11 protein-coding genes are annotated in these 14,153 nt (G+C 57.5%); 5 read left to right on the top strand and 6 right to left on the bottom strand.

Features of this window, described 5'->3' with window-relative positions; all coding sequences use genetic code 11:
* Positions 1–77: 77 nt before the first annotated feature.
* The 6 genes from LOC68_RS09370 to LOC68_RS09345 form a co-directional block, all read right to left on the bottom strand.
* Positions 78–560, bottom strand: coding sequence for a hypothetical protein (locus LOC68_RS09370; protein ID WP_230218018.1), 483 nt, complete (start codon positions 558–560; stop codon positions 78–80).
* A gap of 86 nt (positions 561–646) precedes the next feature.
* The gene (locus LOC68_RS09365; RefSeq protein ID WP_230218017.1) at positions 647–1,153 is read right to left on the bottom strand and encodes a hypothetical protein; all 507 of its coding nucleotides are present in this window, start codon (positions 1,151–1,153) and stop codon (positions 647–649) included.
* A 296-nt stretch (positions 1,154–1,449) separates the two neighbouring features.
* Positions 1,450–2,484, bottom strand: coding sequence for a helix-turn-helix transcriptional regulator (locus tag LOC68_RS09360; RefSeq protein ID WP_230218016.1), 1,035 nt, complete (start codon positions 2,482–2,484; stop codon positions 1,450–1,452).
* Positions 2,474–3,346, bottom strand: coding sequence for a hypothetical protein (locus tag LOC68_RS09355; RefSeq protein ID WP_230218015.1), 873 nt, complete (start codon positions 3,344–3,346; stop codon positions 2,474–2,476). Before LOC68_RS09355 ends, LOC68_RS09360 begins: the two co-directional genes overlap by 11 nt.
* A 39-nt stretch (positions 3,347–3,385) precedes the next feature.
* On the bottom strand, positions 3,386–4,714 hold the full coding sequence (locus LOC68_RS09350; RefSeq protein ID WP_230218014.1) for an MBL fold metallo-hydrolase: 1,329 nt from the start codon (positions 4,712–4,714) through the stop codon (positions 3,386–3,388).
* A gap of 284 nt (positions 4,715–4,998) precedes the next feature.
* A complete protein-coding gene (locus tag LOC68_RS09345) occupies positions 4,999–6,273 on the bottom strand; it encodes a bile acid:sodium symporter family protein (protein ID WP_230218013.1) in 1,275 nt (424 codons plus the stop codon).
* Positions 6,274–6,650: 377 nt separating this feature from the next.
* Between LOC68_RS09345 and LOC68_RS09340 the strand changes: the two genes are divergently transcribed.
* The 5 genes from LOC68_RS09340 (at position 6,651) to LOC68_RS09320 (ending at position 14,119) form a co-directional block, all read left to right on the top strand.
* Positions 6,651–7,166, top strand: coding sequence for a sigma-70 family RNA polymerase sigma factor (locus LOC68_RS09340; protein ID WP_230218012.1), 516 nt, complete (start codon positions 6,651–6,653; stop codon positions 7,164–7,166).
* Positions 7,163–8,146 carry a hypothetical protein gene (locus tag LOC68_RS09335; RefSeq protein ID WP_230218011.1) on the top strand — a complete coding sequence of 328 codons (984 nt, stop codon included), beginning with the start codon at positions 7,163–7,165 and terminating at the stop codon, positions 8,144–8,146. The genes LOC68_RS09340 and LOC68_RS09335 overlap by 4 nt, the downstream gene beginning before the upstream one ends.
* A 45-nt stretch (positions 8,147–8,191) precedes the next feature.
* Complete coding sequence (locus LOC68_RS09330; RefSeq protein WP_230218009.1) at positions 8,192–10,900, top strand: DUF1592 domain-containing protein; 2,709 nt, start codon at positions 8,192–8,194, stop codon at positions 10,898–10,900.
* A 10-nt stretch (positions 10,901–10,910) separates the two neighbouring features.
* Positions 10,911–12,209, top strand: a complete 1,299-nt coding sequence (locus LOC68_RS09325) for a DUF1552 domain-containing protein (RefSeq protein WP_230218008.1) — start codon at positions 10,911–10,913, stop codon at positions 12,207–12,209.
* A 260-nt stretch (positions 12,210–12,469) separates the two neighbouring features.
* A complete protein-coding gene (locus LOC68_RS09320; RefSeq protein WP_230218006.1) occupies positions 12,470–14,119 on the top strand; it encodes a GntP family permease in 1,650 nt (549 codons plus the stop codon).
* Positions 14,120–14,153: the final 34 nt, after the last annotated feature.

Below are 14,153 nucleotides of genomic sequence, written 5' to 3'. Positions count from 1 at the left end.
CAAAAAGATTGAACCAGGACGCCCCAAGATCGCAACTGCCGCAATGTCCAAGACTCAATTTCCGCCTCAGAAAGAAATCAGTCGTCGTCGAAGTCCGGCGTCGGCGGAGCCTTGAGATTCAGCTTGATTTTCAAGTCGTTCTCCAGCAAGCGTAAGTGCTCCCCAATCATCACCTCGTGTTCATCGAAAAAAAACGTGGTCTTGCCTGGCGGAAGATGAAAACGACGCAGGACGGCATCCAGGGTCATCCCTGGCGGCGTGTCTGCGCCATGAGCAATTCCCCATCGGCGTTTTTCCTGACTGACCACGCGGCCTCGAGGAAGGGCATAGGGATTGTCACCCATTCGACGAACGAGTTTCTCGGGCTCCATGCCCCATTTCCGCCCAATCACGCGGAGGACGTCCGGCCAGATATGAACATGACCAATCTCACGGCCGGACGCATCTTCGGCGAATGCAACCAATTCCCAGTCCCCATCTGGCAAGGGAATCCAATAGTAGGGACCTGTGAACGGCCCTTCCCGGCTTTCCTCGGACGCTGGTGCGGTTTTCGAATTCAAAGTGCGCGGCGATGCTCCCTGGTTGATTGAAAGAAGTGCATTTCCTGGCTCTCCCCAATGGAGAACGCCAGGAACAGGACGCCGAGTTATTCTCGATTCAACATCGTTTCGATGATTTCTCGATTCACCGTGCGGAGCAGTTCCTCCGACTCAAATACCGGGCAAGGGAGATTGCTCCGCAGATTTCCCAGGCGCGCCGCAAGATCTCCGATCAACGGCAGGGCCAGACTCCCGTGCTCCAGCGACGAGTCCGAGCAGTTGTAATAGACCTTCAGTTTGAAATGCGTGCCGGCGTCGTCCGGAACGGCGAACAGCCACCAGCGATGGAATGTTCTGGCTGGAGGCTTCGCCACGAACGAGGCGAAGCGGCAAGTCACCGAGGTCGGCGGCTTTCTCCAGATCTCTTGGGGATCGATGCAGAGTCCATCCCACGGAAGTCGCTTGGTCGCCGGCGGCTTCGGATTCAGCCACACGACGAACCGCTTGTGATTGATCGGAAAGAGACCATTTCGCAGGGCCTGCAGGGTTTTGTTGGCGCCGATCGTCGCCACTTGTTCGTCAAACGACGTGAACTTTTGCAGGCGCCGTTGCAACGCCGCTTGCTGCGAATTCCAACTCAGTGGAGAAACGGCAAAGGTAGCGGCCGAAGCCGCGAACCCGAGAAACGACCGTCGATTGACTCTGGTACGGCTGTGGTTCCTCAATTTTTAACTCTACTAAAAGGGGAAAAAGCCCGCGGAGAGCATAGAAGGTTTCGACGCTCAACGTCGGCGCGATTCACCGTTCGCCTTTTGGGCGTGAATGTCGCCGACTCGCTGCCCGACAGCCGGGCCTGCGTCTCTCCGCGGGCTACCTATAAATATTAGAAAACGTCACTGACATGCGCGGGTCAGTGGACGGAAACGTTTTCCTGATTTAGTTCCATTCCCGCTTTTGATCGATCCAGCAGCATGGTTCGAAGCTCTGGCGGCTCAATAACTTCGACGCGTCCCGTCCAGCCGAGAAGCCAGCTGCAGATTTCTTGCAGACCATCCACCTGAAATGTCAGCAGGACGCTTTCGTCTTCCTGAGGGATGACCTTTTGGGTGTGATGCCAGTTGGTTTCCGTAACGATTCGCGCCGCCTCAGGCAGAAAACGAACGGCGACTTTGTAGGCCTGCGAACCGCGGTAAACGGCCCACGCATTTCCGAAGTAGGCTTTTAGATCGAAGTCCGTGGGAATATTCGCTGCCGCGTCCATGACTTCGACGCTCTCAAATCGGGCGACTCGATAGGTTCGCAGCTCCTCGGATTCCACCGGCCGGCCGATCAAATACCATGCGTTTTTCACCAGGCACAATCGAATCGGATCAAGCGCCAGTTCTACGGCCGAACTTTCGTAGGGACTAACATAGCGCCCTTTCAACTGCCGTTTTCGCAACAGCGCCTGCCGAATTCCCTGGATCGATTCCTCAGAATGGCGATGCTCCGCCAACTGAAGCCCCAAAACGGAGATGACGCCGCCGACGTCCGTAAGTAGCTGCTGAACTTCCTCGCTCGCCGTGGCCGCTATTTTCTGCGTCGCGGAGCTTGCCTTGCCGACGACGCCCAGCCCCGTCGTCTCCGAAAGGATCGTCGCAACGGCCTGACCGATGATCTCCTCCTCGGTCAGGTTCGGCACGGGAAAATGATAGTCGGAACGGACACGATAACTTTGCGCGTCCGCGTCATAGAACCAAGGAACGCCGGCAAACTCAAGAGCTTGCAGATCTCGATAAATCGTCCGCTCGGCGACCTCCAGCTCTTGCGCGATCGCCTTGGCGTTCCATTGGCCTCGGGTTTGAATAAGGCGTAGGACCGAGAGAATGCGCGCAAGGCGATCGGCTTGGCGGATGCGGCGATCGCGATCGGTGTGACCAAGCAAATCAGTTGACTTAGGTAGCACGATTCTTCCACCACTTTTCGAGAGTTGCCGCTGTGGCACGCTTGGGATCACCGATCAAGCAACACCTAAACCTATTCTTAAACGCTGGCAAAAGGATCTCATTAATCGTCTTCTGTTGTTCTCCATCAAAATCTATGAGCAGCAAATCAGGTTCAAGATCGAGAGAGCCGGGCGTCGGTAGCGCGACGTCAAGAAGGAAACTCATTCGGCTGACGTATTCCTGATATCCTTCAAGCAATTCACTCTTCCGCTTAGTTAGTTGATCGCGATAACGACCTATTTGTCGATCTACATCTACGTCATTGTCCTCATTGGGCCATATTTCTTTGTTCCTGAACGTCTTCACCTCAAAGAAGCGAAGTTCCTTTTGCTCACCGTGAAATAGGACTAAATCGATACGATCTTGGCTTCTGGTGTTGTCGAGGGCCTCTATGGACAGCTCTACGTCCAGTACCCCCACAGGCCCCGAATAGCTGTCGTTAAATAGTGAATGCGCTCTGCACAGGCTAAACACACCACCAGATTCTGGTTGTTCGTGCAGCTCTATGTTCTTCTTGATTTGTGGATAGCCGCTTTCAAATGAACTACAGACCCGTAGATTCCTGAATTCTTCCTCTTTGATTTCGCCCTTCGGGCGATCCTCAAAGGCAGCCAGATATGCAATATTCGCCCTGAATTCTCCTCCGTCAAATGAGCACAACTTGCGTCCGCGAAAATAGAAATCGATTTTTCTCTTTCGCATAGCAGGAAAAACGTCTCCTTGTTTGATGTCGGGAAGGAGTCTATTTCGAAATAGCGAATTGTCTTTCAGCGCTTGCAGTCTATCGCTATTGCTGGGGTCCCAAAATTCATAGCGAGCCATGTAATCCTCTCCCTTTGAAATGCGGCAAAGCACAAGTGCTTAGACAACCCACCACTCACCATCGTTTTTCAATTCCACCCGCTCCGCCATTTCCGTAAATCCGCTTGGATTCTCCGAGTGAATCGGAACAACGCGGGATTCTGGAAAGGCGGCGACGAAACGACGTATTTCGTCGGCGGTGGCGTGCCCGGAAGTGTGAATTTGAAATCTTTCGATATTCATCCTCTTCAATTCGGTCAGCTCCGCTTCGTTGCGTAGAAGATAACCGGACCAAACAGACGTAATCAAGCTTGCGCCGTTTAGGCATTCGGCTCGCTTGAGATCTTCCAGCATCGAAGGACGGAAGATCATGACGGAACTTGGCGCCGCAGCATTTAGGTATTCCGGGTAGATGCGGCGTTTGGAATAGGGATCAAGAATGTCATGGGCGTTCTCCCGGATGATTCGTGAGCGTTGGTTATGCGGAAGAAACATCTTCACGCCATCTTTGCCGGGCGTCGGTAGCGAGGGATCATCGACCGCCCGCAGGATTTCGGCCGTGTAAAGGTCGAGAATCAGATTTCGGCCGGAACGTCGACACGCTTCCCAAACCGAGGCGATTCGGTCGACGTTTTGACTCGAACACCAAACCAGGCACATTCCTTCCGTCTGCTGGAAGACTTCCAGCATCCCATCTGCCACCGATTTCTCGTCGGGGTACGCAAAGTCCGGTATCCGCCCAATGTGCGTCCCCTCGCAGATTAGAACGTCGATCTTGGGCGGAGGGTTGTCGAGCACGCTTTGGAATAGATGGGCGTTGCCTCCGTGCCCGCGGATATCGCCAGAGTAGAAGAGCCGTTTTCCCTCCGCCTCGACAAGCAGGCAATAGCTGTCAAAGGCCGAGTGATCGATACGCACCGGCGTGACGGTGAACGGCCCCAGCTGAAGCGGCGATCCATCTTCGTAGGTCTGCGGTTGAACGTCGCCGAGCGTCGGCAGACGGGTAAAGAATGCGCTCGTCTCGATCAGTCGACGCGCTGCCTTTCCCATAAAGACCGGAACAGGCGTGGTGAGTTGCTCCAGTAGCCCGTAATGATCCGGGTGTGGGTGGGAAACAAACACGCCGAGGAGAGATCGATCTTCCGCAAGGAGGCCGTCGATGCAGGGAAGCTCGGCGCTGGAATTCTGAAGCGGAAGCCCTAAATCGAGAATGATTCGCTGGCCGCAAGCTTCCAGCTCGACGCAATTTCCGCCAATTTCATGGCATCCTCGATGGATGCGGCAACGTAGACTGTTTGCTGTCAAATTATCTCCCGGGGTTTCGTGGTAGTGAGACTGGTCGGATGCCAGCCGCCGCTCAAGGTTACAAAGCGATTTTTGAAAATCCAAAACTCGCTCGATAAGCTTGGCGCACGGTCTGTAGATAGGACAGCCGCCGGCAAGGTTCGCGGTTTGTTGGCAAATTGCCAAACCGACTGATCGTAGTGAGTCGCCGAATTGAGTTGCGGGGAATGACCGGCGACGGCGTACTTCACGCTTTGACTTGGCAGACTCCGCGTTCAAAAGGCCGGCGATTCAAGAAATGCGGACCAGCGGTTCTTTTTGTTGGGCTGGTGGAAAATGGCCCACGCCCGGGGAAGGATCACGATTCAATCCTGAAAAAATAAACCCCTTCACGAAAGAGGTTCTTGTCCAACTTCGATCTCTTCCACCCCATCCTGACTGGGCTCTACGCTTCGCCCCCAATAATTGGCGAGTAGCGAACCTGAGATGTTCATCCAGGTTCCAAAAACGTTCGGAGGCAGTGCGGCCAAATGGCTCTTGAGCACGTTGATCGCTAGTCCGGTCGCCATGCCGGTGTTTTGCAGTCCAACTTCAAATGCGACGGTCCTACAGTCCGCCTCCGAGAGTCTTGAATTCGGTGAGGCAAAAATGCCGAGTCGAAAGCCGGCCAAGCCCGTCAGCTTGCCGACAAATTTCGCTCCCCAGTAGCCGAGCGCGAGTCCGATGGCGTTGTGCAACGCGGCCGCGACAAACAACAGCCCGCCCACTTGAATCAGGACGTCGTAGGTTTGGGCCGTGATGATGGTCAAGATGGCGCAGATGCCGAACATCGACAAAAGGGGGAGCGCTCGATCAAGCCATTGATTGTCTTTCCTTCCGCGGGTCAGCATGATCATCTTCGCCAGCGACATCACCGCGATCAGAAATAGGGAAAGCGCAAGGCACTGCTTGATCCCTTCGTACTGTGAGGGCAAGAGGAGCGTAACCGTCCCCAAAATCGAGAATGCCGCGGCAAAACTGAGCAGCGCTACCGATCGTTGCAGCCATGCCTGCCGACTATAGAGAATTGCATTCGCAACGATTCCGGCCAAAACGGGGGCGATGATGATTTTGACCACGCCCATCAGCATCGCCAAAGCGTCGACGTTGATGTATTGACCTGCAAACGTCGTCATCGCCAGCGGCGTCATGATCGGAGCGATAAGCGTCGAAAGAGCCGTCATCGTCACCGACAAGGCGACATTCCCGCGGCCGATATAGCTCATCAGATTGGAAGCGACTCCCCCAGAGCACGCCCCGGTGAGAATAATCCCGGCAGCCAATTCTCCGCGAAATCCAAATGCGACCACCAGCAAATACCCGGTGATCGGCATGACGCCGTACTGGAGCACAATTCCCAGAAGCACCGGCCAAGGCTCTCGAAAGATCCGCAGGAAGTCGCCGAGACTCAGGGTCGTCCCCATTCCGAACATGATCAATTGAATCAACGGAACGATCAGCAACGACAGCGGCATCCCCCACCAAGCCTGAAAAGCGTCTGGATAACAGAACGCCATCCCGACGCCGACAAGGACCCACGCGGTAAACGATACGCCCTTAAAAAAACGGGTCGCAACTATCGCCATCGCGATCAAGCCGCCGACGATCGCAACTTCAATGCCCATGTTTGTCTGCGTTGGTATCCATCGAAATTCTTAAACCGCCTTGGCTTCGCGTCAAAGGTCGTAGCGGCGGTCTCCTTGCCATCGGCAGAACGATAGCCCAAAGTCTACAAGGGAAATAGGTAGTCCTCGTGATTTCGCGATTCGGTTTTCCTGCTGGGAAGCAAAATAGTCAATCTCTGTACAAACGACGCCCAATCGCCTCTTCGATCTGCCTCTGACAATGCTTCGCAAGCGAATGGCATCTTTCCCAAGCAACCGGGAATGCTGTTCATTAGGGGGCTAATATACGCACTCCGCTCCGACTACGCTATTTTCTAGCGCAGATCTCAAAATCTTGGGTAAGTCTGCGGCTGCCGGCGTCATTATGAAGATCACCCATGAATGAATTGACCGACCACACGCTGCGGATACAGCAACTTTTTGTGCAGTACCAATCGCAACTGAAAGCGTTTGCGATTGCCCTGAGCCCCAGCTTCGCCCAGGCCGATGACCTGCTGCAGGAAACGTTCCTGACGGTCACCGCGAAGGCGCATGAGTTTGATCTGGAAAGCAATTTCCTGGCCTGGAGCCGGGCGATCCTCCGGTTCAAAGTGCTGGAAGCTCGCCGCGCGGCTGGCGTTCCCACGGTTGACTACCTCGACTCGCTGGTCGCCGCTTGCCCCGAGAATTGGGGCAGCGATGAACGACTCCATCGGCTAACCCAATGCATTCAAGACCTTGCTCCCAAGGCGCGTGAGATTATCTTGCTTCGCTACCAACGAGAACATTCGCCGTCGCAAATCGCCGAGATGCTGTCGCGCACGGTGAACTCGATCAACGTCGCCCTCTCGAAGGCGCGACTTGCGCTGCGCGATTGCCTGGACCGTAAAGTTCAGCCGGGGAGCCCGCAATGAACGACCAATATGTCGATCGGCTGATCCAGTCCTATCTCGATAACGGGCTGACCGAGCCGGAGCAGCAAGAGTTCGCCGCGATCATGTCGCAGTCCGAATCAGCCCGGATCCGCTTTTGGGAACTCGCCGAGATTCACGGCTTGGCGCCGCAAGCGGTCGCGATGCTGGGGCTAAATCTCGACGAAGATTCGCTTGCCGCGTCGGCGACGGCACACGCGGAACCTAGCATGTGGAGCCGGGCCTCTTCCTTCACGCGTCGGCGACAGTCCGGTTTCGCGCTGGCCGGCGGCGTTTTGCTCGGCGTACTGATTTCGGCGTTCGCCTGGCCGGTTCGCGGCATGCCCCAGCTGCCGACTCCCACTCGCTTGACGACCGAGGGCTTTGAAAGCGGCTCCTCGCCTGCCGTCACCGGACTGCCGACGATCGCCGCCCAGTGGAGCGGCGACTTCAGCGAAGTCGTAACGGCGAAGCAGGAAGTCTTTCCCGCCGAGGGAGAGAAGATGTTGCAAATCTTGCGGGCCGACTACGAAGGAAAGCCGCAACCAGAGGGAAGCTACTGCGGCGATCTCTACCAAATCATTGACGTCCGCTCGCTACGAGATCAGCTCTCCAGCGACGGCACGATCGTCCATGCGTCTGCGATGTTCAACATGTCGCGTCAACCGGAAGACGAACACCTCCGCTACACCCTTCGCATTCTGGCGCTGACGTCCGACCTGCTTGCCGACGGAAAGCAGTACGAGGCGCAGATCCTCGATGAATACGCGCTCGCGACCGCTCGCCAAAACCTGCCGCTTGATAATGATCCACGCACGTGGGAAAAAGCGCAAACCGAATTGCGACTCCCGGCCAAAACCGATTTCGTGTTGATACATGTCGGCATTACCTACGGGTACATGGCCACGGACGTTCGTCGCATCACGTTTCCTGGCCAGTTTGTCGACGACATTCAGATTTCCCTCTCGAACTTCCCTCGCTAGTTTCCGCTTCGAACCTCCCGCCCTCACTCGATTCCAGCCAGCCTCATGATGAAAACGCTTTTCGCCAGCTTCGTGCTCGCTGCGGTCTCCACGTGCAGCGCTACGGCATTCGCGGCCGAGCCTCCGGTCGTCGCCGTCGAGCAGAAGCAGTTCGCCCTCCTGCAAAAACATTGCACCGACTGTCATGTCGGGGCAGACGCCGAAGCGGGCTTTCGCGTCGATGATCTGCCGCTCCAGATCACCGATCTGAAAACCGCGGCGCGTTGGCAGAAGGTGCTCAATTCCTTGAACTCGGGCGAAATGCCGCCGGAAGGGGAACCGGCGATCGACAAAGCGGCGAAGGCGAACTTCCTGGAGCATCTGGCCAACGCCATGGTCGACGCTCGGAGCCTGCTCGCCGATCAAAAGGGAGTGATCACCATGCGGCGATTGAATCGCCGCGAGTATCGCAATTCGCTGCGAGAACTTCTGGGCGTTGAAATCAACGTCAATGACCTGCCGGCCGATACCAGCGCCAGCGCGTTCGACACCGTCGGTTCCAACTTATACATGTCGAGCACGCAGTTCGAACAATACCTGCGTCTGGGACGCGAGGCGCTCAACGAAGCGTTTGACCGCCAAGCCGCGCTCGGAGTCGAGAAAAAGGTTCACTTTGAAGCGGAGGAGATCACGCCCAAAGTCGCCAAGTTTATCGAGTACCAGGTCGACGCTCGCGAGCGGGCCGAGAATTGGATCAAAGAGGTTGACGCAGCGGTCGCTCGCCCCGAAAACGCCGCGGTGATCGAAGAGATTAAGGCGGGCCCGCTCGGCACGCATCGCGACATCTTGTATCGCAATTGGAAGAAGATCGCCGGCGCGCCAGCCCCCGAATCGTTCGGATTCCAAACCGGGGAAAACAACGCCGATAAGGCGCTCGCCGCATCGCGACCGTTCCATCTTCCCTATCACCGCTATTACATGGAACAGCCCGCGATCGAAACCGGCGCCTACCTGGCCGCTTCCAGCGAGCATCCCGCGGTGCTCGACAACGCGACTTTCAATCTGCTGGTTCCGTTCAATTGGCCCGTCGGAAATTATGTTGTCCGGTTCCGCATCGCCGCGACCGAGCATGCGACGCCCGATCGCCGCTTCATCGAGTTTGGGATCAACCCCCGTACGCAACAAGCGATCAGCGTGCACGAAGTGACCGGCACCATGGAGGAGCCGCAGATCATTGAGCTTCCCCTGACGATGACGCGAGCCAACGCCGAACGCGCCAACCGCTCCCTCTTCCTGCGGGAAAAAGGGACGCGAGACAACTGGGAGCAGGCGCTGCGCGTCGCCGGTATGGGGCGCGCCGAGAACGACGGCATTGGGCAAAAGTTCGCCCTGTGGGTCGACTGGATGGAAATCGAACGCGTTCCCGACGCCGATCAACCGAAACCGCCCGGCATCGCCGCGATCGCCCAACTGCCGCTCGACGACAAGTCAGCCGCTCCCCAAGCAGCCGATCTGCATGCGGCGTTTGAGCAATTCGCGAAAGAAGCCTTCCGCGGCGATCTCCCTTCGCCGCAGTACGTCGACCAACTCGTGCAGGTCTATCAGTCGTATCGCGATCTTGGCGAGAAACCTAGCGACGCGCTGAAGGAAACGTTAGCGGTGGTGCTCGCTTCTCCGATGTTCCTCTATCACTCGGAGCCGAGCGAAGCGGCGGAGCCCCGGCAACTGACCGATCGGGAACTTGCCAATCGACTTTCCTATTTCCTCTGGGGATCTCCGGCCGATCGTGAACTGCAAAGCCTAGCCGACGCCGGCAAGCTGCAGGATCCGAAGATCTTGGACGAGCAAGTGACGCGTTTGCTCGACGACCCGCGATCGCAGGACTTTGTCGATGCATTCGCCTACCAGTGGCTGGGGCTCGACCGACTCGACTTTTTCCAGGTCAATCTGCAACATCATCCCCGGTTTGATAACAGCACTCGGCAAGCCGCTTGTCGTGAGATCTACGAAACGGTGGGACGCCTTGTTGCGCAGAACGAATCGCTCACCGATTTGCTCAGCAGCGACTACGTCGTCATCAATGCGGTATTGGCCAACTACTACGGCATCGAGGGAGTGCATGGCGATCACTTTCGCCAGGTATCGCTGCCGCCTGATTCTCCTCGCGGCGGCCTGTTAGGCATGGCGGCCGTTCACTTGATGGGGAGCAACGGCGACACGTCGAATCCGGTCGAACGGGGAGCCTGGGTGCTGCGAAAACTGCTGCACGATCCGCCTCCTCCGGCGCCGGCCAATGTGCCGCAACTCGCGCGACTTGCCGGTAAGCCCCTCACAACCCAACAGCGTCTGATCGCCCATCAGGAAGAACCGCAGTGCGCCAGCTGTCATCGCAAGATCGACCCGATCGGCTTCGGGCTCGAAAACTTCGACGCCGTCGGCATCTGGCGAACCGAAGACAGCTACCAGGCGCTGGACGACAACGGCAAACCAATCAAGGATGGCAAGGTAACCTGGCAGATTGATCCCGCCGGCGCCTTTCATAACGGTCCCTCGTTCGCCAACTACTTGGAGCTGCGCGAAAAAATCGCCGCCCAAGAGGACGCGTTCGCCCGCGGCATGACCGAGGCGCTGATTCAATACGCCCTGGGACGCCCGATTGGTTTCAGCGATGAGCCGCTGATCGACGACATCGTGAAGCAGGCTCGTGAACAGAAATACGCAGCGCGCAGCTTCGTGCACGCGCTGGTCCAAAGCAAAGAATTCCATTCCAAATAAGAGGGAAACCATGTTTCCAAAGAAACCGAGTCGACGTCAGGTTCTCCGATCCGCTACGGCTGTCGTTGCGCTGCCGCTGTTGGAATCGCTCGGCTTCCGTCGCTTCGCACGCGCGGCGACGGTCACGGCCCCTCCCAAACGTTTGGTCTTCTTGGGCTTCGGCTGGGGCGTCACCGAAGAATCGTGGTACCCAAGCCAAAACACGCCGGGCGCTGGCTACGAATTGCCGTCCGGACTCCAGCCGCTGGAGCGCCACAAAGCCGACTTCTCGATCGTGCAAGGGCTGCGCAATAAGTTTTCGGTCGAAGGTCACGCCGGCAGCACGTGGTGGCTGAGCGGAGCGAATCCGTACGCGCAGCCGGGGCAAAGCTACTGCAATACGATCTCGGCCGACCAAGTCGCCGCGGAAGAGTTCGGCCGCGAAACGCGGTTCGCCTCGCTGCAACTGAATCACAGCGAAACGGGCGATCGATCGGGTCACGGCCCCGGCCTCTCGCTCGCGTGGGACGCGAGCGGCAAACCGATGGGTGGAGAAAACGGACCATTGGCCGCTTTCCACCGGATGTTCTCCAAAGAGACGACGCCGCTGGAACATCGCCAGAAGCTGATCGCGCAGAAACGGAGCGTCCTCGACACCGTGCTCGAAAATGCCCGCAGCGTGAAGCGCGGCCTGGGGCAAAACGACGTCGAAAAGTTGGACGAGTACTTCGAGAGCGTGCGCAACATCGAAATGCGGTTGAGCAAAGAAGAAAAATGGATGGATCGACCCCGTCCTGACGCTCCGTTTGGCGCGCCTAGCTCGAGCCTGTCTGGCAAAGAAGAAATCAAGATGATGTACGACCTGCTGGTCGCCGCCTTCCAAACCGACAGCACGCGGGTGATCACCTATCGCCAGCCGGTTGCGACGCTACTGACCAGCATCGGCAACGACGTAGCGCCGCACGACATGAGCCACTATCACTCGACCCGCGGCGAGAAGCTGGTCTGTTCGCAACAGCGCGACCAGGCGCAAAGCGCCTTGCTGGCGGGACTGATCGACAAGCTGAAAGAGACGAAGGAAGCGGACGGCAGCCGTCTGTTTGATCATGTCGCGCTCGCCTACGGCAGCAACATCCGCACCGGCCACGACCTGACGAATTGCCCGACGATCCTCACCGGCGGCGGCGCCGGAATCAAACTGGGCGAAAACATCGTCGTGAAGAAAGATACCCCGCTCTGCAACGCGTGGTTGACGATGCTGCAAGGGATCGGCGTCCCCGCCGAACGTCACGGCGACAGCACCGGAGTGATCCCTGAATTGCAGGGGTAGGCTACTTACTACCTCTTTGAGCACGACCGGCAGGCGACGCTCCCCGTTTGCCTCCCCTGCCCTCTTCTGCTACGCTCTGAATACCTTTCGGAAGCCGTAAAAAATGGCATTTTGCCTTTTTTCTTCGGCTGCAAGGTAATTCGCCGGGCGAATCATGCAACGCCAGGCTTTCCTCGGCGGTTCTTCTGCCGAAGACCCCGCTTTGACTGGCTCCCCATCCTGCTCCCCGCTACTCTCCAAATGACTGGGCGTTCCTAGAAATGTTTGCGATCGTTTTGGGAATGCTCATCGTCGTGTGCGGCGTGCTGTTCTTACGGCTGCATGCATTCCTGGCCCTCTTTTTTGCGACCTTGGTCGTAGCCGCCGCGACCACCGCCCACTGCGTCTACGACAGCGCGATCGACAATCAGACGGCGCAGGTTGCCGCCGCCTCCAATCAACAGTTGGAACTTATCGGCGTCGGCGATCAATTCGGCGCCAAGCCCGGCGCCTATTACCTGGTCCGCGACGACGACGATATCGCCAAACTCGAAACAACGTCGGTCTGGGTCGAAAAGTTCGAAGCGACCGACAACGGGACGACGGCGATTTTGCGGGATGGCCTTTCCGATTCCGGCAGTTCCATCGGCACGCTGCTCATCTCGCAAACCGCCTACGACAAGGCAGTTCAGCTCGCCAAGACCAGCCCCACCAATCGGGTCGCCAACGCACTCGGCGATACCTTCGGCAAGATTGGGGTGCTGATCGCGATGGCGTCGATCATCGGCCAGTGTCTGTTGCAGAGCGGCGCCGCCGAGCGGATTGTGCAAAGCATTCGCGAGTCGCTGGGAGAAAAATGGACGGCGCTGGCGTTCGTGATCAGCAGCTTTATCCTGGCGATCCCGGTCTTCTTCGACACCGTCTTCTTCTTGATGCTGCCGCTCGCGCAAGCGATGGCCCAGCGCACCGGTCGCGACTATCTGAAGTACGTAATGTCGATCATCGTGGGGGGAACGCTGGCGCATTCGCTGGTGCCGCCGACCCCTGGTCCGTTGTTTGTCGCGAGCGAACTGAACGTCAGCATCGGCGCGATGGCGATCGGCGGCATCGCCGTTGGGGTCTGGGGCGTAATCGCGGGCTACTTCTACATGATCTGGGCCAATCGCCGCTGGATAATTCCGCTTCGCGTTCATAACAGCTCCGCCGATGCGGCGCCGACCCAAGCGTCGCAACTCCCCAGCTTTGGTCTTTCGATCTTACCGGTCGTCGTCCCCATCTTTTTATTGGCGATGAAGACGGTCAATCAAACGTGGATGTCCGATCTTAGCAGTCCGCTGATGCCGATCTGGAATACGGCGATCTCGTTCCTGGGGGATAAGAACGTCGCCCTGTCGCTTGGCGCCGTGCTCGCGATGCTGACGTTGATCCTGAAGCCTGACATGACTTGGGTCGAGTTGGGGAAGTCGGTGCAAAAGGCGCTCGGCGAAGGGGGCGTCGTGATTTTGATTACGTGTGCCGGCGGCGCGTTTGGCGAGATGATTCGTCAGACCAACGTCGGCGCGTCGATCGCGGATTCGCTCCCCGCATCGGTCAGCGGAACCGGGCTCCTCGCGATGGCGTTTTTCGTCACCATGATCATTCGCGTCATTCAAGGTTCCGCGACCGTCGCGATGATCGCGGCCATTGGAATCGTGGTGCCGGTGGCGACGCAGATCGGGCTTCCCTTTCATCCGGTTTACTTGGCGCTGGCGATCGGCTGCGGCTCGAAGCCGCTTCCCTGGATGAACGACAGCGGTTTCTGGGTCATCAGCCGGATGAGCGGCTTCACCGAACAGGAAACGCTCAAGACGTTTTCCGTGCTGCTGACGATCATGGGTTTCGTCTCGTTTTTGGCGACGGTCGTTTGTGCCCTTTGTTTTCCGCTGGTTTAACTCCCCTTCCCACTACCGCTGTTTCGAGACGACC

Source organism: Blastopirellula sediminis (genome assembly GCF_020966755.1).
Lineage (GTDB): Bacteria > Planctomycetota > Planctomycetia > Pirellulales > Pirellulaceae > Blastopirellula > Blastopirellula sediminis.
The sequence above is the reverse complement of the archived record's forward strand: the minus strand, read 5'-3'. Positions and strand labels throughout refer to the sequence as shown.